Source organism: Delftia sp. DT-2, assembly GCF_028401915.1.
GTDB lineage: Bacteria > Pseudomonadota > Gammaproteobacteria > Burkholderiales > Burkholderiaceae_C > Comamonas > Comamonas tsuruhatensis.
Map to the genome: position 1 here is coordinate 169,479 of NZ_JAQOTI010000010.1, position 22,033 is coordinate 191,511.

The 22,033-nt window shown below is 64.4% G+C and carries 18 protein-coding genes; 11 read left to right on the plus strand and 7 right to left on the minus strand.

Annotation, left to right across the window (positions count from 1 at the left end; all coding sequences use genetic code 11):
• Positions 1-5: 5 nt before the first annotated feature.
• Positions 6-908, minus strand: coding sequence for an alpha/beta fold hydrolase (locus PO605_RS19440; RefSeq protein WP_016451547.1), 903 nt, complete (start codon positions 906-908; stop codon positions 6-8).
• Positions 909-1,304: 396 nt separating this feature from the next.
• Between PO605_RS19440 and PO605_RS19445 the strand changes: the two genes are divergently transcribed.
• The 6 genes from PO605_RS19445 to PO605_RS19470 all read left to right on the plus strand — a co-directional run bounded on the left by PO605_RS19445 (position 1,305) and on the right by PO605_RS19470 (position 9,163).
• Positions 1,305-2,231, plus strand: coding sequence for a LysR family transcriptional regulator (locus PO605_RS19445; protein WP_047470404.1), 927 nt, complete (start codon positions 1,305-1,307; stop codon positions 2,229-2,231).
• Positions 2,232-2,351: 120 nt separating this feature from the next.
• Positions 2,352-2,933 carry a peroxidase-related enzyme gene (locus tag PO605_RS19450; protein ID WP_047470411.1) on the plus strand — a complete coding sequence of 194 codons (582 nt, stop codon included), beginning with the start codon at positions 2,352-2,354 and terminating at the stop codon, positions 2,931-2,933.
• Between the two features lie 344 nt (positions 2,934-3,277).
• Positions 3,278-6,661, plus strand: a complete 3,384-nt coding sequence (locus PO605_RS19455; protein WP_272206759.1) for a DUF6531 domain-containing protein — start codon at positions 3,278-3,280, stop codon at positions 6,659-6,661.
• Positions 6,658-7,596 carry an RHS repeat domain-containing protein gene (locus PO605_RS19460; RefSeq protein WP_052195764.1) on the plus strand — a complete coding sequence of 313 codons (939 nt, stop codon included), beginning with the start codon at positions 6,658-6,660 and terminating at the stop codon, positions 7,594-7,596. The genes PO605_RS19455 and PO605_RS19460 overlap by 4 nt, the downstream gene beginning before the upstream one ends.
• 2 nt (positions 7,597-7,598) lie before the next feature.
• Positions 7,599-7,985 (plus strand): hypothetical protein, encoded by a 387-nt coding sequence (locus PO605_RS19465; protein WP_156136001.1) that lies wholly within the window; start codon positions 7,599-7,601, stop codon positions 7,983-7,985.
• Between the two features lie 881 nt (positions 7,986-8,866).
• The gene (locus PO605_RS19470) at positions 8,867-9,163 is read left to right on the plus strand and encodes a hypothetical protein (RefSeq protein ID WP_156136000.1); all 297 of its coding nucleotides are present in this window, start codon (positions 8,867-8,869) and stop codon (positions 9,161-9,163) included.
• Positions 9,164-10,133: 970 nt separating this feature from the next.
• On the opposite strand, the gene PO605_RS19475 is transcribed toward PO605_RS19470, so the two are convergent.
• A complete protein-coding gene (locus PO605_RS19475; RefSeq protein ID WP_231574377.1) occupies positions 10,134-10,274 on the minus strand; it encodes a hypothetical protein in 141 nt (46 codons plus the stop codon).
• Positions 10,275-10,409: 135 nt separating this feature from the next.
• Between PO605_RS19475 and PO605_RS19480 the strand changes: the two genes are divergently transcribed.
• Positions 10,410-10,598, plus strand: coding sequence for a hypothetical protein (locus tag PO605_RS19480; RefSeq protein ID WP_156135999.1), 189 nt, complete (start codon positions 10,410-10,412; stop codon positions 10,596-10,598).
• A gap of 106 nt (positions 10,599-10,704) precedes the next feature.
• Here the strand turns inward: PO605_RS19480 and PO605_RS19485 are convergent, their stop codons facing one another.
• Positions 10,705-12,198, minus strand: coding sequence for an aminotransferase-like domain-containing protein (locus PO605_RS19485; protein WP_272206760.1), 1,494 nt, complete (start codon positions 12,196-12,198; stop codon positions 10,705-10,707).
• Positions 12,199-12,294: 96 nt separating this feature from the next.
• Here PO605_RS19485 and PO605_RS19490 point away from each other — a divergent pair, with 96 nt between their 5' ends.
• Complete coding sequence (locus tag PO605_RS19490) at positions 12,295-13,089, plus strand: arylamine N-acetyltransferase family protein (RefSeq protein ID WP_047473483.1); 795 nt, start codon at positions 12,295-12,297, stop codon at positions 13,087-13,089.
• Positions 13,090-13,103: 14 nt separating this feature from the next.
• Here the strand turns inward: PO605_RS19490 and PO605_RS19495 are convergent, their stop codons facing one another.
• Complete coding sequence (locus PO605_RS19495) at positions 13,104-14,108, minus strand: LacI family DNA-binding transcriptional regulator (protein ID WP_047473485.1); 1,005 nt, start codon at positions 14,106-14,108, stop codon at positions 13,104-13,106.
• 228 nt (positions 14,109-14,336) lie between these two features.
• On the opposite strand from PO605_RS19495, the gene PO605_RS19500 reads away from it, so the two are divergent.
• The 3 genes from PO605_RS19500 to PO605_RS19510 all read left to right on the plus strand — a co-directional run bounded on the left by PO605_RS19500 (position 14,337) and on the right by PO605_RS19510 (position 17,099).
• Positions 14,337-15,305, plus strand: a complete 969-nt coding sequence (locus PO605_RS19500; protein WP_047473482.1) for a Bug family tripartite tricarboxylate transporter substrate binding protein — start codon at positions 14,337-14,339, stop codon at positions 15,303-15,305.
• A 43-nt stretch (positions 15,306-15,348) separates the two neighbouring features.
• A complete protein-coding gene (locus PO605_RS19505; protein ID WP_047473481.1) occupies positions 15,349-16,506 on the plus strand; it encodes an L-talarate/galactarate dehydratase in 1,158 nt (385 codons plus the stop codon).
• A 176-nt stretch (positions 16,507-16,682) separates the two neighbouring features.
• Positions 16,683-17,099 carry a hypothetical protein gene (locus tag PO605_RS19510; RefSeq protein WP_047473480.1) on the plus strand — a complete coding sequence of 139 codons (417 nt, stop codon included), beginning with the start codon at positions 16,683-16,685 and terminating at the stop codon, positions 17,097-17,099.
• Between the two features lie 47 nt (positions 17,100-17,146).
• On the opposite strand, the gene PO605_RS19515 is transcribed toward PO605_RS19510, so the two are convergent.
• The 3 genes from PO605_RS19515 to PO605_RS19525 are packed head-to-tail and all read right to left on the minus strand — an operon-like array spanning position 17,147 to position 21,724.
• Positions 17,147-18,493 carry a sigma-54-dependent transcriptional regulator gene (locus PO605_RS19515; protein WP_272206761.1) on the minus strand — a complete coding sequence of 449 codons (1,347 nt, stop codon included), beginning with the start codon at positions 18,491-18,493 and terminating at the stop codon, positions 17,147-17,149.
• On the minus strand, positions 18,490-20,370 hold the full coding sequence (locus tag PO605_RS19520; RefSeq protein ID WP_272206762.1) for a sensor histidine kinase: 1,881 nt from the start codon (positions 20,368-20,370) through the stop codon (positions 18,490-18,492). Before PO605_RS19520 ends, PO605_RS19515 begins: the two co-directional genes overlap by 4 nt.
• Positions 20,371-20,416: 46 nt before the next feature.
• On the minus strand, positions 20,417-21,724 hold the full coding sequence (locus PO605_RS19525) for a dicarboxylate/amino acid:cation symporter (RefSeq protein WP_047472602.1): 1,308 nt from the start codon (positions 21,722-21,724) through the stop codon (positions 20,417-20,419).
• Positions 21,725-22,033 lie beyond the last annotated feature (309 nt).

Consider the following 22,033-nt stretch of genomic DNA (forward strand, 5'->3'; position numbering starts at 1 on the left):
CGCACTCACCCGGCCTGCAACAGAAATGGCAGAGCCGCGTCCAGCAGTGCGTCGGGCGCCTCCTCGGCAATGTAGTGCCCACAGGCCAGTGGCCGACCGCGCACATCGTCGGCCACGAGCTGCCACTCGCGCAGCGGATCGAAGCAGCGGTGCACCACGCCCTCCTCGCCCCAGAGCACCAGCAGCGGCATGGACAGCCTGCGCCCCAGCCGGCGGTCCTCGCGGTCATGGTCCAGGTCGATGCCGGCCGAGGCGCGGTAGTCCTCGCACATGCCGTGCGCGCTGCCCGGCAGCGCCAGGCAGCGCTGGTACTCGGCCAGCGCCCGGGGATCGAAGGGCGCCAGGCCGGCGCTGCGCCGGCCCATGATCTCGCGCACATAGGCGGCGGGGTCGGCCTCGATCAGGCGCTCGGGCAGCGGCGCGGGCTGGATCAGGAAGAACCAGTGCCAGTAGGCGCGCGCAAAGGCCTCGCCGGTCTGCTCGTACATGGCCAGCGTGGGCGCAATGTCCAGCAGCACCAGACGCTGCACGCTGGCGGGATAGTCCATGGCCAGCCGGTGCGCCACGCGCGCGCCCCGGTCATGCGCCAGTACGCTGAAATGCTCATGGCCCAGCCGCGCCATCAGCCGCAGCAGGTCGCGGGCCATGGTGCGCTTGCTGTAGTTCACATGCTCGGGATCGCCGGCGGGGCGCGAGGAGTCGCCATAGCCGCGCAGGTCGGCCAGCACCACGGTGAACTGCTGCGCCAGCCGGGGCGCGACGCGGTGCCAGATGGCGCTGGTCTGCGGGTGGCCGTGCACCAGCAGCAGGGCCGGCCCCTGGCCGCCCACCCAGGCGTTGATCTCCACCCCGTCATCGACCGTGATGCGCTGCTGGCGCAGGCCCGGCATCCATGGATCTGTGTGCATCCCGGAGATTCCTTCTACGTTGTTCATGACGAGGGCCTGTTCACACTAATGCGGGGATCGCGTTGCCCGGCAGCGGGGTCGTATGCAAGGCGCACGTGCGCAGCAAGGCTGATGCCTTGCAAGCGCGTGCAACGCCGCAGACGGCCCCGCTGCCAGGCAACCCGAAGGGAAGCTGCCTGCCAGCCCTCCACTCGGCGTTGCGCTCCTTGTGCGTGCGGACACACGCACGGCGTCGCGCGCCTTGATTGGCGGGCTGGCAGGCAGCTTCGCGACCCCACATTAGTGTGAACAGGCCCTAGCCTGCCATCCTAATCAGTAAACCAGGCTGCATAAATAGCAAAATATTGCATTGATCCATCAGTTCAATTTACGAATCAACCATCCACCGCATCCACCATGGACGGCTTTTCCGACCTGCGTTTCTTCTCGCTGCTGATCCGCGAAGGCAGCCTGGCCGCTGCGGCCCAGCAGATGGGCGTGACGCCGCCCGCCGTCAGCCGCCGCCTGTCCTTGCTGGAGCGGCGCCTGGGCGTGCGCCTGCTGCAGCGCACGACAAGGCGCATCCACCTGACGCCCGAGGGCGAAGCCTACCTGCTGGACGGCGCGCGCATCCTGGCCGACCTGGAGGCGCTGGAGCGCAGCATCTCGGGCACGCGCGCCACGGCGCGCGGCCCGCTGTCCATTGCCTGCACACTGGGCTTTGGCCGCCAGCGGCTGGCGCCCGCGCTGTCGGCCTTTGCGCGCGCCTATCCCGAGGTGCAGGTGCAGCTGCACCTGACGGACAGGCCCGTCAACCTGGTCGAGCAGGGCTTTGACGCCGTGGTGCGCTTTGGCGCCCTGCCCGACTCCGGCCTCACCGCCCGCCTGCTGCTGCCCAACCGCCGCGTGCTGTGCGCCGCGCCCTCCTACCTCAACGCCCATGGCGAGCCGCGCCAGCCCGCCGACCTGCAGGCCCACCGCTGCATCGTGATCCGCGAAAGCGGCGAAACCTATGGCAGCTGGCGCCTGAGCCGGCGCACGCGCCAGGGCCTGAGCGAGCAAAGCATCAAGGTCAACGGCGTGATGAGCACCAACGACGGCGCTTCGGCCCTGGCCTGGGCGCTGGACGGGCATGGCATCCTGCAGCGCTCGCTCTGGGATGTGGCCGCGCCGCTAGCCGCAGGCGCGCTGCGCGAGGTCCTTCCCCAATGGCAGCTGCCTGCGGCCGACATCTACCTCGTGCACGCCACGCGCAGCGAGATGTCGGCCAGGATCCGCGCGCTCACTGGCTTTCTGGGCGACTGGTTTGCACAACGGCCTGAGCCGGACATGGCGCCCGCCTGAGCCCGGGCGCAATCTGCAACCTCGGCGGCAGGCAGGCTGTCATGCGCGTTCACCCCGCGCAGCGCAGGCCATGCGAACATGGCCCGCAACGACAACCACCACACCCAGGAGACAAGACCCATGGCCACTGCCCGCTATCCCCAGCCCGAACTGTCCAGCCTGCCCGAGGACATCCGCGCCCGCATCCTTGAAGTGCAGGAAAAGGCCGGCTTCATCCCCAACGTCTTCCTGGCCTTTGCGCGCCGCCCCGCCGAATGGCGCGCCTTCTTCGCCTACCACGATGCGCTTATGCTCAAGGAAGAAGGCAGCCTGACCAAGGGCGAGCGCGAGATGATCGTCACCACCACCAGCGCGGCCAACCAGTGCCTGTACTGCGTGGTGGCCCACGGCGCCATCCTGCGCATCTACGAAAAGCAGCCCTACGTGGCCGACCAGGTGGCCGTCAACTACCGCAAGGCCGACATCAGCGCCCGCCAGCGCGCCATGCTGGACTTCGCCATGAAGGTCTGCGAGCGCAGCCACGAAATCTGCGAGGCCGACTTCGAGGCGCTGCACGCCCACGGCTTCGACGACGAGGACATCTGGGACATTGCCGCCATCACGGCCTTCTTCGGCCTGTCCAACCGCATGGCCAGCTTTGCCGGCATGCAACCCAATCCCGAGTTCTTCCTCATGGGGCGCGTGCCGCGCGAGAAGAAATAAGGCTCCCGTAGCCTCCAATGATCCTAGGAATAATCTGAAAATAAGCTGAGAGATATTCTGGAAAAATACCGATCAAAGGTCATGATTCGGTGCGCTTTTCAAGATGGACGCTTGGCTATTTTCTTTTCTTGACAATCATTAACACGGGATTCCTGATGTAGCGCATTAGCTGGATTCCCGCACTCCGGCGTAAAAAGAACCGTTCAAAGCCACCCTGCCGCCCAAGAGGGCTCTCTTGCAGGCATACCCGAAGTTCCACAGCATGGACCCCGCAGCCAGCCATGGGCAGAACCACCTGTCCGAGCCACGCGAGCGCATCTGTCCAGCTTCTTCAGGGAGAACCCATGAATCCGGCAATCAAGGCAATTGCGGGCAGCCTGGCGCTGCTGATGACAATGGCGGCGTGGCCCGTCCATTCCCAGGAAGTCATTCCCGACTTCTACAAAGATCCGGGAATTCAACCCAATCGCAGCTATGTGAACCAGGGATTCGGTGAATTCATTGATCCATTCACCGGCGCACTGCAACTGCATTACGTGGATATCCACCTGCCCGGCAATGGCGGCTTCGACCTGAAGGTAGTACGTTCGTACAACAGCACATCGGTAGAGCCCACGAATCCGGCGCTCCATGAATCGCTGGCGGGCGTGGGCTGGAACATCCATTTTGGAAGGGTGCTCAAGTCCCGCGAAACCAGTATTTGCTTCAACAAGAACAGCCAAACCGTCGCTGACAACCCCGTGCTGGAGCTGCCTGACGGCAGCCGCCAGCTGCTGGCTTTCACAGGAACGACCGCACCACTGCTGATCACCACGCAGCGTTGGCGCGCCGACTGCATCACCAGCGGCGCGGGTGGGCTGGCCGTCACATCACCCGACGGCACGCGCTACGACATGAACCAACTGGTCAATCTGGGGGGCGGCCCCTATCCCACCTATGCCTGGTTGACGAGCCGCATCACGGACCGCAACGGTAACTACGCCACCATCCAGTACGCGGCGGCCGCCTCGCCGCAGATATCCAGCGTGGTCACAAGCGATGGTCGCTCAGTCCAGTTTTTCTATGCGGACAGCGGTATGGCGAGCCGGAGGATCACCGCCATCAGCGCGGCAGGCCAGACCTACCACTACGCCTATCAGGGCATCTCAAACGTCAGGGACAAATTCCAGCTCGGCTCCGTCACCCGGCCCGACGGTCTGCGCTGGATCTATGACTACAACGGGAACCTCAACAACACCCCCGGCAGCCACATCATGCGGCGCCTGACCTACCCGCAGGGGGGCTCCATCGGCTATCAATACGGTTTCGTCCACTTCGACACCCAGGCCAATCCCGCCAGCCGCTCCACCGTGGTCATGGCCAAGTCCACAAGCACCGGGGGCCACTGGTCCTTCAGCTACGCGCCAGGACGCCCCGGCGCACACGACGTCACCACGGTCAACACCCCCTCAGGCACCGTGACCTACCGGCACATAGGGCCCAACTACTCCAGCTCGGGCAGCGTATGGATGGTGGGCCTGCTGGCCTCCAAAAGCCTGGGTGGCAGCCAGACCGAGACCTACACCTGGGACAAGCAGAAGATATCGAGCGAGAACAACTTCCGTCCCGGCGCCTTCGCTACCAAGGTCGATATCGGTGAATTCAACGCCCCGCTTCTTGCAGAGCGCACCATCACCCGGGACAACGCCAGCCATACGACCCGCTACAGCAACTTCGACACCTATGGCAATCCTGGCACGATCTCCGAATACGGCCCATCGGGCGGCAACCGCACCACCAGCCTGAGCTACTACGTCAACCCGTCCAAATGGATAGTGCGCCAGTTGCAAAGCGAAAGCCATGCGGGCGGCAGCATATCGCGCAGCTTCGACGGCAATGGCAACATGACATCCATCACCCGCGATGGCATCCAGACCCGCCACGCGTATGACGGCCAAGGCAACCTGAGCGCCACCACCTTCCCGCGAGGGCTGACACACTACTACGGTGGCTACAGGCGGGGCATAGCCCAATCGGAATCGCAGCCCGAGGGCATTTCCATCTCGCGGACGGTCAGCGATGCGGGCAACGTCACTTCCGAAACCCGGGGTGACGGCAGTACCTGGACCTATGGCTATGACGGTCTCAACCGCATCATCTCCGTCGGCTATCCCGCAGGCAACAGCGTCCGGATCAGCCATGGCACCACCACGCGCACCGTCAGCCGGGGAGCGCTCACCCAGACCACCAGCTTCAACGGCTTCGGTCAGCCCGTATCCGTCAACCATGGCGGCATCGTGCGAAGCTTCAGCGTTGACGCGCTGGGCCGCAGAACCTTTGAATCCAACCCGGGCACCAGCGCAGGAACCGCCTACCGGCACGACATCCTGGACCGCGTCATGTCCATACGCCATGCGGATGGCAGCACGCAGGGCATAGGCTACGGTCCCGCCACCCGCGCCGTGGTGGACGAACGCGGCCTGACAACCACCTATCGCTACCGCGCCTATGGCGACCCCGACCAGCCGCTGCTGATGGCCATCTCCACACCGGAGCCGTCCACCAACCTGTCCATCGGCCGCAATGCCAGGGGACTGGTGACCTCAGTCACGCAAGCGGGCATCACACGAAGCTACGGCTACAACGGCAGCTACCAACTGACATCCATCACACACCCCGAGACCGGCACCACCAGCCTGGGCCGCGATGCCGCAGGCAACATGATCTCGAGGATCACAGGGACCGTAGGCACCATCCAATACCGCTACGACGGGCACAACCGCCTGCAGTCCATCAGCTACCCGGGTTCCACCCCGGACGTCACTCACAGCTACGACAGGGCCCACCGCCTGCTCAGCACGGCCACATCCGAAGCCACACGTCGCTTCACCTACGACCGCAACGGCAACCTCACGCGGGAGGAGTTGGCTGCAGGTGGCTTCAATTGGAATGCCGGCTACAGCTACAACGGCAATGACCAATTGGCATCCATCACCTACCCACTGTCTGGCTCCACCGTCAGCTACACACTGGACAGTCTGGGCAGACCCACGGCCATGCCCGGCTACATCAGCAGCGCCAGCTACTGGCCATCCAGCCAGATCCAGCGCATCGTCTACGCCAACGGCGTGCAGTCCGAATACGGACAGAACGCAAGGCTGCTGCCCGCTTCGTTCGCCACCTCGCGCCAGGGCAGCTATTTCCACCGATCCATCCTGACCTATGACCGCACGGGCAATCTCACCAGCGTGAGGGACACGGCCGATGCGGACCATGACCGCACCTTCGGGTACGACGGCGTGCACAGGCTGGTCTCGATGGTCACCCCCAGGGGGCGCGGGAGCATCAGCTACAGCGGCTCCGGCGACATCACCCGCCAGAGCCTGGGCAGCGAACTGATCGACTACCGCTACGACAGCCGATACCGCCTGTCCTCCATCACCGTCAATGGCGGCCCCGCCAACCACTTCACCTACGACACGGCGGGCAACTTCATCCAAAGCAGCCAGAAGTCCTACACCTACGACGCCGTCCCCAACCTGCTGTGCGCCGACTGCTGGGGCAATTCCCCCATCCGGTATGCCTACGACGGCGACCAGAAACGCACCCACACCACCAAGGCAGGCGTCACCACCTACGAGTTCCATGGCGTGCACGGCAACCTGCTCGCAGAATACGGCTCCGGCCAGCTCACCGAATACATCTACCTCAACGGCAAGCGCATTGCACAGAAAGTGAGCGCCCGATGAAGAACGCCATCCGCCAATCCTGCCGGCGCCTGCTGGCAACTGCCGCGCTGCTTCTGACAGCCCTGCTGACCACGCCCGGTGCGCTGGCCCAGGCCACCGTCACCTACTTCCACAACGACGCCGCAGGCACGCCCTGGCTGGCCACCAACCAGTCCGGCGCCGTACTCTGGAAGGAAAACTACCTGCCCTATGGCTACCGCCAGAAAGCGGAGCCAGCCGGCGCGGACAACAAACTGTGGTTCACCGGCAGGCCCTACGACCCCGACACGGGCATGACCTACATGGGCGCGCGGTACTACATGCCGCTGCTGGGCCGGTTCACGGGCATGGACCCCAAGGAGGTGAATCCCGAGCAGATCCACAGCTTCAACCGCTACGCCTACGCCAACAACAACCCGAACAAATACCTGGACCCGGACGGCAAGCTTGCGGAAACCGTCTGGGACGCGTTCAATATTTCCCTGGGCTTCCAGAGCCTGGTCAGCAATGTTCAGGAGGGGAACTGGAGCGGTGCCGCGGTGGATGCGGCGGGTATCGCGATTGATGGGGTTGCGGCGGCGATACCTGTGGTGCCTGGAGGCGCTGGTATTGGTCTTTCCATTTATCGAGCAACAAATTCCGCAAGTTCCACAATTCCAATTACTAAAGCGAAATTTGGTCATACCTTCACAGTTCATGGACAAAACTCGACGGATTTCCTAACAAAGCGTGCAGCAGGATCAGGTTTGCCAACGGGGCAGTTTCTCGACGATCAGACCGCAGCACGGCTTATCTCTGATAATTTAAACAACCTAAAAAATGGAGCAATATCTGTACCAATACCGCCAAACTTTCCCGCCAGAATTATTATGCCTGACGGAAAATATGTACCAGCAACATCAGTGCGTATAGTACCCAGCACCAATGGAGTAAAAACCGCATATCCTGAGCTATGAATATGTCAGAATACTATGGACCCACGGTAAAGGCAGCCAAAATGGCCAGCACTTTGATTGGAATAACCACTAGCGGCAAAGAACAGGATTGGGAAATAGAATTTGCAGATCCTGAAATTATTCCCAGATTATTGAATGCACTAGAATTGAGAGAATTCGACGACGAGGCAAAGACTGCACTCTATCTTTTGCTGCTTGCCTCCTTAGAACTAGAATTCTCTTCTGGAAAGAAAAATCAACTGCATATTGTCAAAACAAAAGAAATCATCGGCGGCGACAAAAACTCTTTGGAGAAGATGCAATTTTATTGGATAAATCTAAAAAAATCGGAACATCAATCTCTTATGAAAGATATCCTACATATTAAAAATCTCAATAGTCCTATTTAAAAATAGCGTGCATGGCAATTTTTCCTGCAATACAGCAACGTTCAGCCATCCGAATACATTCGACTCAAAAGCAAGCACGTTGATCAGTCCGGAGCCGTACTTTGGAAGGAAAACTAACTGACCAACGACTACCGCCGGAAAGCGGGGCCAAGCAGCGCAAACAACAAGCTGTGGCCCGCTGGCAGGCCCTACGACCCCGAAACAGGCATGACCCACATGGCCACATATCGCTGATGGACCGCTTCACAGGCATGGACCCCAAGTAGATGCATTCCGAGAAGATCCACGGCTTCAACTGATACGCCTACGCCAACCTGAACAAATACCTGGACCCGGATGACAAGCTTGCGGAAATCGTCTGGGACGCGTTCAATATTTTCCCAGGCTTTCAGAGCCTGATCAGCAATATCGGGGAGGAGAAATGGAGCGGGTCCGCGATGGATGCGGCAGGTATCGCGATTGATGGAGTTGCAGCGGCAAACCCGTGGTGCCTGGAGGGGTCGGGGCAGGTATTGCGGCGTATCGGGCAGCAAAAAACACTACTCCACAGACAGTTACGTTATTTAGAGCCATTGGACGAGCAGAGTTAGCAGATGTCAAAGCCACCGGAGCTCTAAGGAATCTTGGATCTGCAGAAGGGAAATATTTCACCACATCAGGATCCAGTGCATCCGCATATTCCAAGCAAGCGGTGAGATCTTTTGGAGATCCTCCTTACACCATTATAAAGATAGATATACCAAAATCTCTTCTTCATGACTTACCACCAGCATCAGTTGATCGAGGAATACCAGCTTGGGTTATTCCAGATAATCGGCTTACAGGAATATCACCTACAATTATGAATCATTCACCCTTGCCACCAAGTAAATTCTAGAAAAATGAACCCAGATGCCATAATTTCAGTTCGATTTCTCACAAAAAATGAAGGCGGCAGAAAAACTGCCATTCAAGGCAACTTTTATGGCTGCCCCCTCTTTATTGACAATGAAGCTTTCGACTGTAGATTGCTACTTGATGGAAAACGCTTGGAACTGGGAGAATATTATGAAATTCCTATCAAATTTCTATTTCCAGAATTTGCACTACCCCTGATACAGGAGGGAATGAATATAACTCTCTGGGAGGGGAAAACAGTTGCCACGGCGAAAATCATAAAAATATTAGCCAAAATTTAGCTACCCATCGAACACATCCACCTCAACGGCAAGCACATTGCGCAGAAATTTGGCGCGCGATGAGTTGCGGTGGCGATACCTGTGGTGCCTGGAGGCGCTGCGGAAAGTATTAAGGCTTATAGGGCCATAGATGCCGCAAAGGGTGCTGAGGAGGGCGAAAAGCTACTGTTCCGGCGCGGCCCCATGGACACCAAGAAGCTACTCGAGAGCCAAGCCCAGGCGGCAGAGAATATGCTTGGAATTCACGGCGTCTCCGTGAGCACGAGTTCGGCGGCGAAAGCTGGGCAAGTTGTGCGATGCGCGACCTGCAGTTCAGTTGAGGCAGCGGGGTTCAAGGTTCAGCAGACCGGGAAGGATCTGAACCATCACACGGTTGAACTGCCGAAACCAATTACGCCCGATGTAGTGAGGATATAGAATGAGCTCCTCAAGTGAGTCGCTTCACGAATTCGCCCGTGGCTCCGGTTCGGCCAGTGACCTTGGATTCACGGTGATTCTCGTGTTTGACTACTACGATGGCCCCGAGCACGGTTTAGCGCTCTATCCCTCGGGCGAAGGAGTTCGGTTCTCGTCGTTGGGGGATTCAAAATCTCGCCTCTTCCGGGCGTTCGAATTCATTCCCATCGAAGGCAACTGTGGCCGCAAATCAAAGCGCTGCAACAGGCCGAAGGGGTTGATCCGCCACGTCGAATTCTGCTGCCCTCTGAGGGTAGCGAGGCGCTGGCTGACCTTGAGTGCGATGTTCTCCAAGCATCTGCGGTCGGGCAGTTCGTGGGTGTTGGATCACCGGACTTGGAGAGGATCTCGATATCTCCGGTGACTCAAGAGCAACTGGAAGACTTGCGAAAGCTGGGCTGCTCGCCGACTGGCTTCGAGCTTGCCCATCAGATGGTCAAAGGTCGGAACGCCGAGGACTGACAGCGAAAGACGCCCGCCCTGTGCGGGCGTCGCTATATCGGCGTGGTGAAGGTCAGCCCGTGTTCTTCTTCTCGCCTTGTGTGACGAACCCGATAGGCCGCTTGGGCGGATCGGGCGGCGTCATCAGCTCGCGCAGCGCGTCGAACACTTGCTTGAGCTGATTGCGGGTGTTGCGGCTGAAGAGCAGTGCCACTCGCACGTGCACCCGACGCTCGGACGTGCATGCGCCGACTGCTGGGGCAACAGCCCCATCCAGTATGCCTACGACGGCGACCAATAGCGCACAAGCACCACCAAGGCAGGCGTCACCACCTACGAGTTCCATGGCGTGCACGGCAACCTGCTCGCGGAATACGGCTCCGGCCAGCTCACCGAATACATCTACCTCAACGGCAAGCTAAATCATCGGCGGCGACAAGAATTCTTTGAAGAAGATGCAATTTTATTAGATAAATCTAAAAAAATAGGAACATCAATCTCTTATGAAAGATATCCTGCATATTCAAAACTTCAATAGTTCTATTTAAAAAATAGCGCGCACGGCAATTCTTCCTGCAATACAGCAACGTTCAGCCATCCGAATACATTCGACTCAAAAGCAAGCGCGTTGACTGAGTTCTTCCTCATGGGGCGCGTGCCGCGCGAGAAGAAGTAGGCTGGCCGACCTGCGCCCCCTGACGCGCCGCAGCACCCTCTATCACCCCCCGGCATATCTCCCCCACCTGCCCCACGGCCCCCAGCAGGCGCGGCGTGGGCTCGTTGGCGCAGTTCAGGCGCAGGTGGTTGGGCAGGTCCGATCGCGATGAGAACAGCGGGCCTGGGCTGACGCCAATGCCCAGCTCCAGCGCGCGGCGGTGCACTTCCAGTGCATTTACCTGGCGCGGCAATTCCACCCACAGCAGGAAGCCCGCACGCGGGGCCGAGACGCAGGTGCCGGGCGGAAAGCTGGCCTCGACCCTGGCCGTGACGGCCTGCACCCCGGCCTGCACGCGGGACTTGAGGCGGCGCAGGTGCCGGTCGTAGTCGCCGCTGGCCAGTACCTCGCTCACGGCAGCTTCCAGCAGCGGCGCACCGGCCCAGTCGCCCGCCAGGCGCACCTGCAGTACCTGGGCATGGAAGCGGCCCGCCGCGATCCAGCCCACGCGCCAGCCCGGCGCCAGGGTCTTGGACACCGAGCCGCAATACAGCACGTTGCCGCTGCCGTCGAAGGCCTTGCAGGCCGGCGGGCGCTGGCCGTCGCCCGCAAGGTCGCCATAGACATCGTCTTCGATCAAGGGAATGCCCGCCCGCTCCAGCAGCGCCACCAGGGCCTGCTTGCGCTCCACCGGCATGCTGGCGCCCAGCGGGTTCTGCACGGTGGGCGATGCCAGCACGGCAGCCGGCCGGTGACGGGCAATGGCCTCGGCCAGCGGCTCCAGCAGCAGCCCTTCGCGGGGATCGGTGGCAATCTCCAGCGCCTTCAGGCCCAGGTCCTCCAGCAGCAGCAGGCTGCCGAAATAGGCGGGCCGCTCTACGGCCACGACATCGCCGGGCTTGCACACGGCGCGCAGGGCCAGCCGCACGGCCTGGGTGGCGCCGGCCGTCAGGACCAGGTCATCAGGGCCGAAGCGCGCACCCCATTGCGCAGCCCGGGCCGCGATCTGGCCCCGCAGGTCGGCGCGGCCCGGCGGCATGCTGTAGGTCTGCCCGTGCGCGTCCAGGCGGCGCCCGGCGGTCTGCAGCGCGCGCTGCAGCCGGGCCGTGGGCAGCCAGGCCGGATCGGGCAATGCCGCACCCAGCGGGATCAGGCGCGTGTCGGGGCTGCTGAACAGCGAGCGCGCCAGGGCCGACAGGGTCACGGGCACGGGGCGCGACGACGGGCGGGACGCCTGCAGCGCCGCGCCGCCGGTTGCCTGGCGCACAAAGTAGCCCGAGCGCGGGCGCGCGACGATCAGGCCCTCGGCCTCCAGACAGCGCAGCGCCTCCAGCGCGGTGGGCAGGCTGACCTGCTCGCGCTCGGCCAGGCTGCGCGCGGAAATCAGCCTGTCGCCGGGGCGCAGTGCGCCGCAGGCCAGCGTCTGGCGCAGGGACTGGGCAATGCGGCGGTACTGCGGCAAAGGGTCTTGGGAAGTGGGCATACCGATCTGTGCAGGGTGGTTTTCTTGGATTCTGCTTATACAGCCGTTCGCCGTGCGGATTTATCGTTGCAGCCATCAAGCAACCCGAGGAATCCCATGCAAGCCAGCAATTTCGATCTCCAGACCTACTTCCGCCGCATCGGCTTCGGTGCCGGGGACTCCGCCCGGGCCGATGCCGCCACCTTGCAGGCGCTGATGCGACAGCAGTTGTTCGCGGTGCCTTTCGAGAACCTGGACGTGCAGGCCGGCAAGATCGTCTCGCTGGTGCCCGAAGACATTGCGGGCAAGATCCTCGGCGGCGCCCGGGGCGGCTATTGCTACGAGGTGAACGGCCTGTTCGCCATGGCGCTGCAGGCCCTGGGCATTGCCTACCGCTTTGTCGCGGCACGGCCCATGTTCTATCCGGCACGCCGGCCCCGCACCCACATGGCCCTGGTGGCCGAGGTCGAGGGACGGCGCTGGCTGTGCGACCTGGGCTTTGGCAGCTACGGCATACGCGCCCCGATGGCCCTGGACGTGCTGGACACCGATGTCCGCCAGGATGGTGACACCTTCCGCCTGAGCCTGGACGACCAGGGCGAGTACCTGCTCCAGGCGCGCGTGGACGGCGAGTGGGCCAACCAGTACGCCTTCAATCTGTCGCCTCAGGAGTGGGTGGATTTCGCCCCCGCCAACTACCTGAACTCCACCCACCCCGATGCCATCTTCGTGCAAAAGCGGGTGGTGGTGCTGCACCAGCTGGCAGGCCGCATGATCCTGGTGGGCGACGCGCTCAAGACCATCACGGCCAGCGGCACCGAGACCAGGCAGCTGGCGCCTGATGAAATCCAGGACGTGCTGGGCAGCCTGTTCGGGCTGGCGCCCGAGCGCCAGGCGGCTGCCGTGTGCTGACGCGCTAGAGCGTGTTATGCCGGGCAGGTCGAATCCCGCTCGATCAGCTCGAACCCCAGGTCGAACGCCGAGCGCCCGGCACTCTGGCCCTTGCAGCGTGCCAGCACCAGTTCGGCGGCCAGGCGGCCTATGCCCGGCCCGTCCACATGCACAGTGGTCAGCGACGGCAGCAGGTGGGCCGCGAAATCAGCATTGCCGAAGCCCGAGACGGCCAGGTCCACGGGCACGCGCAGGCCGCGCGCCTGGGCCTCCACCAGAATGCCGTGGGCCAGCATGTCCGAGCTGCAGACCACGGCCTGCAGATCAGGCCGCTGCGCCAGCAACTGGCCCAACGCCTGGCGGCCCAGCTCCAGGCTGCCGGGCGCGGACACGGTGACCGTGGGCACCTCGCGGCCCCAGGCTGCAAGAAAGCCCTCGCGCCGCTGCTGGGCCCGGTGGTCGCTGCCCGTGGCCATGCCCACGCGCTGCAGGCCGCGCGAGAGGAAATAGCCGGCCAGCGCGCTGCCCACCTTCAGGTGGGAGAAACCCACCACCATGTCCAGCGGCCTGTCGCTGAAGTCCCAGGTTTCCACCACGGGAATGCCGGTCCTGCGCAGCCGCTCGCGCGCCTTGTCGGACTGCACAAGGCCCATCATCACAATGCCGTCGGGCTGGCGCCCGATCATGGCGTTGAGCACCTCCTCCTCGCGCTGCTCGTCGTAGAAGGTCTGGCCCAGCAGCAGCTGGTAGCCCTCCTGCGCCAGCGCTGCCGTCAGGGACTGCACCGTGGGCAGGAATTGCGACACCGACAGCGCAGGCACCACGCCCGCCACCATGCGGCTGCGCCTGGACTTGAGCCCGCCCGCCAGCAGGTTGGGGATGTAGCCCGTGGCCTCCACGGCCTGGCGCACGCGCTCGCGCGTTTTCTCGGAAACGATGGCGGGATTGCCCAGGGCACGCGAGGCCGTGATCAGCGAGACGCCGGCCGCCTCGGCCACGTCGTGCAGCGTGGCGGGCCTGGGAGGTGTGGGTGTGTTCATGGGAAAGCGCGATCGCGGGCAGGCATCGGGGACGGCCATGAAGATAGCAGACCGCCTGCCACGCGCGGCCGGACGGCCTGCCCTGCATCGCAGAAATCGCGATTGACAGCCAAAATGACAACGATATCATTTTGATGAAGCGCAACTCTTTGCATATACAAACTGGCATCGGCGCTTTTTCATTTCGCTAGAAATGACAACGATGTCATTCACAAATCAGGAGACAAGATGAATCACATTCTTCGTGCCACGGCGCTGGCCCTGGCCGCGCTCACCGCCTTTTCTGCATCGGCCCAGGCCTGGCCGGAGCGGCCCGTCACCCTGGTCGTGCCCTTTCCCGCCGGCGGCTCCACCGACCAGGTCGCGCGCGCCGTGGCGCCCAGGCTGGGCGACAAGCTCAGGCAGTCCTTCGTGGTGGAGAACAAGGCCGGCGCCACGGGCACCATCGGCGCGGCCGTCGTGCAGCGCGCGGCAGCGGACGGGCAGACCTTTCTCGTCACCTCGCTGGGCCCGCTGGTCATCGTGCCCCACCTGATCAAGAACCTGCCCTACGACGCGCTCAAGGACTTCGACCTGATCACCGTGGCCGTGCAGTCGCCCAACGTGCTGGTCGTGCCTGCCGCCTCGCCGCACAAAAGCGTGGCCGACGTGGTCGCCCACCTCAAGGCCCATCCGGGCAAGATGAGCTTTGCCTCGGCCGGCCACGGCTCCAGCGACCACCTGACGGCCGAACTGTTCTGGCAGCAGACGGGCACCCAGGGCGTGCACATCCCCTACAAGGGCGGCGCGCCCGCCCATGCCGACCTGATCGGCGGCCAGGTCGATGCCTCGTTCCAGAACATCAATGCCGTGATCCAGCACATCCGGGCCGGCAAGATGCGCGCCCTGGCCGTGACCAGCCCGCGCCGCTCGCCCGTGCTGCCGGACCTGCCCACGCTGGCCGAGGCCGGGGTGAAGAACGTGGAGGTCGCCTCCTGGCAGGCCATCGTCGCGCCCAAGGGCTTGCCGCCTGCGCTGCGCGACAAGGCGCATGCGGCCTTTGTCGAGGCGCTCAACGATCCCCGGGTGCGCGAGCAGTTCGTCTCCATCGGCTACGAAATGGTGGCCGGCACGCCCCAGCAGTTCGCCGAGTTCCAACGCCAGGAATACGCGCGCTGGAAGTCGGTCATCGAGGCCGGAAAGATCAGCATCGACTGATGCCTGCCCCTGTCCTTTTTCCAACCACCGCACTCCCGCAGCCATGACTTCTTCCGCGCTCTCCGAAACCACCAGCCAGGACCGCATCCAGTGGATACGCCTGTCGTCCTGCTACCTCCCCCTGGCCCGGCCCATCAGCGATGCCAAGGTGCTCACGGGCCGCCAAAAGCCCATGACCGAGGTAGCCATGCTGTTCGCCGAGATCCAGACCCGCGACGGCCACCGGGGCCTGGGCCTGAGCTACGCCAAGCGCGCAGGCGGCCCCGGCCAGTTCGCCCATGCCAGCGAGATCGCGCCCACCCTGCTGGGCGAAGACCCCAGCGACATTGCGCGGCTGTGGACGCGCATGTGCTGGGCCGGCGCCTCCGTGGGCCGCAGCGGGCTGACCGTGCAGGCCATCGCGGCCTTCGACGTGGCGCTGTTTGACATCAAGGCGCGCCGCGCGGGGCTGTCGCTGTCCAAGCTGCTGGGCTCGCAGCGCGAATCCGTGCGCTGCTACAACACCTCGGGCGGCTTTCTGCACACGCCGCTCGATGAGCTCAAGCGCAACGCCAGCGCCTCGCTGGAGCGCGGCATAGGCGGCATCAAGCTCAAGGTGGGCCAGCCCGACTGCGCGCTGGACATACGGCGTGTGGAGGCCATGCGCGCCCACCTGGGCGATGCCGCGCCCATCATGGTCGATGCCAACCAGCAATGGGACCGCCCCACGGCCCAGCGCATGTGCCGTGTCTTCGAGGAATTCAACCTGGTCTGGATCGAGGAGCCGCTGGACGCCTACGACCACGAAGGCCATGCCGCGCTGGCCGCGCGCTTCGACACGCCGATCGCCACCGGCGAGATGCTGACCAGCGCCGCCGAGCACGGCGATCTCATACGCCACCGCAGCGCCGACTTCCTCATGCCCGACGCGCCGCGCGTGGGCGGCATCACGCCCTTCCTGCAGATCGCCGCCCAGGCCGAACTGGCCCACCTGAGCCTGGCGCCCCACTTCGCCATGGAACTGCACGTGCACCTGGCCGCCACCTGCGCCAACGAGCCCTGGGTGGAACACTTCGACTGGCTGGAGCCGCTGTTCAACGAACGCCTGGAAATCGCCGATGGCCGCATGCTCGTGCCCACGCGCCCCGGCCTGGGACTGAGCCTGAGCGAGCAGGCGCGGCGCTGGGCGCGCGAAAGCGTGGAGTTCGGGGAGCGGGGTTGAGGGCGGCTGCGAACGGCTGACGGCCTGGGTACCCCCGGTACCTCAGGCCTTTCACATATATTGCTTGGCTAAATGGAGTGGACCGTGGACAGCCAGACCAAGACAGCGGCTGCGCATGCCGGGCCGGGCCAGTCGACCATCACAACCTCAACAGACGAAATTTGGGAGCTGACTTGATGCGCGTGGCCTTGCTTCTTTTGGTTCCAGCCATCGCCGGATGCACCCCCGACACGAATCCCGCAGGTGCCGCTCGCACGCAAGTGCAGCGCGACGTTGAAAGCTATGCCATCGCAAGCTGCCTGGCCCAACAGACTGAGCCCTATCTCAAGGACCAAGGAGATGCCTGGGCATCCGTTGTCGTGCAGCGCATGCACGGGGATATCGAAGTGCTGGCGGGCATTGCCGAACAGGTGCAAAGGGAGAACACCAAGGGCGCCAACGGCGATATGGCCGTCATGCGCGACGAAACCCGTCCCAGGCAGGGCAAGCCATTGCCCGTGCTGCACTGTGGCGAGGTGATCGACCGGCCCGCCGTGCGCGCTGCGATTCAAAAGGCGATTGCGGCACTGCGCCCGTCCTACGAATCCAGGTAGGCCAAGCCGTTTCCCGAAAATCCGGGTTGGAGGCGGGCAACCAGCCCCTACCCTTCCAGCCCGTACTTGCGGATCTTGTCGTGCAGCGTGGTCTTGGGGCTGCCCAGGGCCTCGGCCGTGCGTGCCAGGCTGCCGCCGTGGCGGCGCAGGGCGTCGGCGATGAGGGCGCGCTCGAAGGCCTCGACGGTGGCGGACAGCGGCCGGGGCGCGGCGTCCTGCGCGGTGGTGCCGGCCGGCTGGCCGAAGGGGGGCGAGCCGGCCTCGATGCCCAGCACCGTGCGCTCGGCCACGTTGCGCAGCTCGCGCACGTTGCCGGGCCAGTCATAGCCCAGCAACTGCTGCACGCGCGCGGTGGTCAGCTCGGGCACGGGCCGCTGGTGGCGCGCCGCGCCCTGCAGCGCGAAATGCTCGAACAGCAGCGGCACGTCCTCGCGCCGCTCGCGCAGCGGCGGCAGCGAGACGGTGGCCACGTTCAGGCGGTAGTAGAGGTCGGCGCGGAACAGGCCTTGCCGGCTCAATTCCAGCAGATCCACCTTGGTAGCCGCGATCACGCGGCAGTCGATGGGGATCAGGGTGTTGGAGCCCAGGCGCTCCAGCACGCGTTCCTGCAGCACGCGCAGCAGCTTGATCTGCATGGGCACGGGCATGCTCTCGATCTCGTCCAGGAACAGCGTGCCGCCGCTGGCGTGCTCCAGCTTGCCGATGCGCTTCTTGCCCGCGCCGGTATAGGCGCCGGCCTCGCTGCCGAACATTTCGCTGTCGAACAGCGTGTCGGGCAGGCCGCCGCAGTTGACGGCCACGAAGTTGCCATCGCGCCGCGCGCTGGCCTCGTGCAGGCAGCGCGCCACCAGTTCCTTGCCCGTGCCGGTCTCGCCCTGGATCAGCACATCGGCCGCGCTTTGCGCCAGCCCCGTGAGCATCTGGCGCAGCTGGCGCATGTTGGGCGCGCGCCCTATCAGCCGGTGCTCCAGGCTGTCGCGCTGCTGCAGTTGCTGGCGCAGCGCGCGCACCTCCAGCACCAGGCGGCGGCGCTCCAGGGCGCGGCGCACGGCGCCGACCAGGGTTTCGGGGGCGAAGGGTTTCTGGATGAAGTCCTGGGCGCCGTCCTTCATGGCCTGCACGGCCATGGAGATGTCGCCGTGGCCGGTGATCAGCACCACGGGCAGCTCGGCATCCATGGCCACCAGCTCGCGCAGGAAGGCCATGCCGTCCATGCGCGGCAGCCGGATGTCGCTGACCACGATGCCCGCGAAGTCGCGCGACAGGCGCCGGCGCGCCTGCTCGGCGCTGCCCACGCTTTCGCAGGCGATGCCTTCGAGCTGCAGCGCCTGCTCGCAGCCGAGCACGATGTCGGGGTCATCCTCGATGATCAGGACTTTGAGGGCGTCGGTCATGGTGTGTCGGCAGAGGGTGTGGAGAGAGCCAGGGCCAGGCTCAGCGTGAAGACGGCGCCGCCGCCCGGATGGTTGCTGCCCGTCAGCGTGCCGCCGCATTCACGCACGATGCCGGCCGACAGCGCCAGCCCCAGGCCCAGGCCCACGCCCTCTTCCTTGGTAGTGAAAAACGGCTGGAACAGATGGGCCTGCGCCGCTTCGCTCAGGCCCGGCCCATGGTCGCGCACGGTGACCTGGGCGCGGCCATCGGCCACGGCGCAGGCCAGCTCCAGGCAGGGCGCGGGCTGGCCGCGCATGGCGTCCAGGGAATTGTTGATCAGGTTGATCAGCACCTGCTCGATGCGGTTGCGGTCGCACCAGGCCACGGCCTCGGGCACGCCGTCATCGCGCAGGATGCGGGCGCCGGTCTCGGCCACGCGCGACTCCAGCACGGCCAGCGCATTGTCCAGGGCACGCGCCAGCGGCACGGCCTGGCTGGCGCCGCTGGACTTGCGCGCAAAGTTGCGCAGCTGGCCGGTGATGCGGCCCATGCGGTCGGCCAGCTGCGCCATGCGCTCCAGGTTCACGCGCGTGGTTTCGGTATCGCCGCGCTCCAGAAAGCGCTGGCTGTTGCCGGCCAGGGTGCGCAGCGCCGTCAGCGGCTGGTTGAGTTCATGGGCCACGCCCGTGGACAGCTGGCCTATCACGGCCAGCTTGCCGGCCTGCACCAGTTCGTCCTGGGCGGCGCGCAGCGTGGCCTCGGCGTGGGTGCGCTCGGCCACCTCGGCCTGCAGCGCCTCGTTGGCGGCCGACAGGTCGGCCGTGCGCTGCTCCACCTTGCGCTCGAGCTCGTCGTGCGCGGCCTGCAGCGCCTCGCGCGCGGCCAGCCGGTCGCGCAGGTGGCGGCGGCGCTCGTTGACCATCATGGCCAGCAGCAGCACAAAGGCCGCGCCCACGGCCGCGGCCAGCGCGCGGCTCTGGGCCAGCTGGTCGACCTGCTCCAGGTGCGATAGCACGGTGATCGTCCAGGGCGTGCCCGGCAGCTGGCGCGACTGGGCGAGGAAGCGGCCGCTGACCGGGTAGACCGAGCCCGGAGATTCCTCGCCATGGCGGGCAATGCGCACCAGGCGCGCGCCCTGGCCCAGGTCGCGCAGCACCTGCAGGCCCAGCGGCTCCAGCGCGCGGCGGTTGTACTGGCGCGTGTGGTCGAAGGCGGCGCGCGTGCCCTCGTCCAGCGTGCGCAGGGTGGTGAATTTCCAGTCGGAGACCGTGCCCAGGATGACGACGCCGTTCTCGTCGCCCACCAGCACGGGCGCCTCCACCGTGGACCACGACTGCTCCAGCTGGTCCAGGCTGACCTTGACCACGGCCACGCCCAGCGTGTGGGTGTCGTCGCCCAGGGTGGAGGCCAGGTAGTAGCCGGGTTCGCCGCGCGTGGTGCCTATGCCGAAGAAGCGCGCGCTGCCCGTGGCCATGGCCGTGCGGTAGTAGGGGCGAAAGCTCAGGTCCTCGCCCAGGTAGCTGTCGGAGCGCCGCCAGTTGCTGGAGGCCACGACGTGGCCGCGCGCATCGACCAGGTAGGCTGCCAGCGTGCCCGCGCGGTCGTTGAGCTGCTCCAGGTAGGCGTTGACGCGGTTGGTGAGCTGCTCGTCGCCGGGCTCGGCCAGCAGCCTTTGCACATTGCCTTCCAGTGCCAGCACGTCGGGCAGGAAGGCGTATTTGCCGATCTCGCGCTGCAGGCTGGCGCCGTACAGCTCCAGCCGGTGCATGCCCGTGGCACGCAGATCGGCGATGCCCAGCCGCTGCGCCATCAGGTACGCACCCCAGCCGCTCAGCCCGCTCAGGGCAAGCCACAGCAAAAGCAGGATGAGCTGGCGCAGGGGGCGGCGGGCGGGCATGGTGAAGGCACCAATGTTATCAGTGCCCCCCAGCGCCGCCTGGGCCTCAGGCCGAGACAGCGGGCCGCCCTTCCTGGGAGTGCTCCATGGGCAGCAGCGACTCGTCGTCGTCCGTGGTGGCATTCGGATCGACCGCGCCTTCCCACTTGGCCACCACGGCCGTGGCAATGGCATTGCCCAGCACATTGGTCAGCGTGCGGCCCATGTCCAGGAAATGGTCGATGCCCAGGATCAGCAGGATGCCGGCCTCGGGCAGGCCGAACATGGGCAGCACGGCGGCCACCACCACCAGCGAGGCGCGCGGCACGCCGGCAATGCCCTTGCTGGAGACCATCAGCACCAGCAGCATGGTGATCTGGGCCGTCAGCGTCATGTCGATGCCGTAGGCCTGGGCGATGAAGATGGCCAGGAAGGTGGTGTAGACCATGGAGCCATCGAGATTGAACGAGTAGCCCAGCGGCAGCACGAAGCCGATGATGCGCGGCTTGATGCCGAACTTCTCCAGCTGCTCCATCAGCTTGGGATAGGTCGATTCGCTGCTGGCCGTGGAAAAGCCCACCAGCAGCGGGCCGCGGATCAGGTTCAGCAGGCGGAAGATGTCACGGCCCAGCACGACGTAGCCGGCCACGATCAGCAGCACCCACAGCGTGGCCAGGGCCAGGTAGAAGCACAGCATGAACTTGCCGAACACCGACAGCATGCCCAGGCCATGGATGGTGATGGTGCCGGCCACGGCGCCGAACACGCCCACGGGGGCGAAGCGCATCACGTAGTCGGTGACCTTGAGCATGATGTGGACCACTTCGTCCATCAGGCCCACCATGGAACGCGCGGCCTGGTTGTGCAGGTTGCCCAGCGCAATGCCGAAGAACAGCGCGAACACCAGGATCTGCAGCACCTCGTTGGTCGCCATGGCCTCGAAGATGTTCTTGGGGAACACGTGGGCGATGAAGTCCTTGAGGTTCAGCGCCGAGGTCTTGAGGTTCAGCCCTTCGGCCGACGACGGCAGGGCCACGCTCAGGCCATGGCCGGGCTGCAGCACGTTCGCATAGATCAGGCCGATGGCCAGCGAGCAGAACGAGGCCACGATGAACCAGCCCAGCGCGCGGCCGCCGATGCGGCCCACGGCCTTGGCGTCGCCCATGTTGGCCAGGCCCGACACCAGGGTGGCGAACACCAGGGGCGCGATGATCATCTTGATCATGCGCAGGAAGACATCGGTGAGGATGCCGAAGTAGCTGGCGATTTCCTTGGCGGCCTCGGGCGTGGGCGCGCAGCTGTTGCAGGCATAGCCCACCAGCACGCCGAGGACCATGGCCACGAGCACCATGGTGGTCAAGCGATTGAATTTCATGCGGATTTTTTCGTTGGACGTATTTCGGTCTTGCAAGCGAGCCCGGTCCGCCGCAGCCCCCGGCCCTCTGCCAGGTGTCATTGCGAAGACGGGCTTGTCTCCCTGCACACACAACCACGACGCACGTGGCCTGCGCCTGACAGTGCACAGACCGTGCCAGCCGCATCCGGCACCTGCGCCGCGCGCTAACTGCTTGATTCGCCTATATCGACCTTACTTTTATGCATAAGGTGGAACGGAAATCCGAACAATGAAATGCAGGCGCCGTTCGGAAAACCGGATGGCGCGATCTGCGGCCTCCGGCCCTCC

Excerpts from the sequence above, each read along its gene's own strand:
- PO605_RS19510 (WP_047473480.1), top strand. The coding sequence starts at position 16,683 with ATGCGCGTGGCCTTGCTTCTTTTGGTTCCAGCCATCGCCGGATGCACC.
- PO605_RS19445 (WP_047470404.1), top strand. The coding sequence starts at position 1,305 with ATGGACGGCTTTTCCGACCTGCGTTTCTTCTCGCTGCTGATCCGCGAA.
- PO605_RS19495 (WP_047473485.1), bottom strand. The coding sequence starts at position 14,108 with ATGAACACACCCACACCTCCCAGGCCCGCCACGCTGCACGACGTGGCC.
- PO605_RS19505 (WP_047473481.1), top strand. The coding sequence starts at position 15,349 with ATGACTTCTTCCGCGCTCTCCGAAACCACCAGCCAGGACCGCATCCAG.
- PO605_RS19525 (WP_047472602.1), bottom strand. The coding sequence starts at position 21,724 with ATGAAATTCAATCGCTTGACCACCATGGTGCTCGTGGCCATGGTCCTC.
- PO605_RS19450 (WP_047470411.1), top strand. The coding sequence starts at position 2,352 with ATGGCCACTGCCCGCTATCCCCAGCCCGAACTGTCCAGCCTGCCCGAG.
- PO605_RS19520 (WP_272206762.1), bottom strand. The coding sequence starts at position 20,370 with ATGCCCGCCCGCCGCCCCCTGCGCCAGCTCATCCTGCTTTTGCTGTGG.
- PO605_RS19490 (WP_047473483.1), top strand. The coding sequence starts at position 12,295 with ATGCAAGCCAGCAATTTCGATCTCCAGACCTACTTCCGCCGCATCGGC.
- PO605_RS19470 (WP_156136000.1), top strand. The coding sequence starts at position 8,867 with ATGAACCCAGATGCCATAATTTCAGTTCGATTTCTCACAAAAAATGAA.
- PO605_RS19485 (WP_272206760.1), bottom strand. The coding sequence starts at position 12,198 with ATGCCCACTTCCCAAGACCCTTTGCCGCAGTACCGCCGCATTGCCCAG.
- PO605_RS19500 (WP_047473482.1), top strand. The coding sequence starts at position 14,337 with ATGAATCACATTCTTCGTGCCACGGCGCTGGCCCTGGCCGCGCTCACC.
- PO605_RS19465 (WP_156136001.1), top strand. The coding sequence starts at position 7,599 with ATGTCAGAATACTATGGACCCACGGTAAAGGCAGCCAAAATGGCCAGC.
- PO605_RS19455 (WP_272206759.1), top strand. The coding sequence starts at position 3,278 with ATGAATCCGGCAATCAAGGCAATTGCGGGCAGCCTGGCGCTGCTGATG.
- PO605_RS19440 (WP_016451547.1), bottom strand. The coding sequence starts at position 908 with ATGCACACAGATCCATGGATGCCGGGCCTGCGCCAGCAGCGCATCACG.
- PO605_RS19460 (WP_052195764.1), top strand. The coding sequence starts at position 6,658 with ATGAAGAACGCCATCCGCCAATCCTGCCGGCGCCTGCTGGCAACTGCC.
- PO605_RS19515 (WP_272206761.1), bottom strand. The coding sequence starts at position 18,493 with ATGACCGACGCCCTCAAAGTCCTGATCATCGAGGATGACCCCGACATC.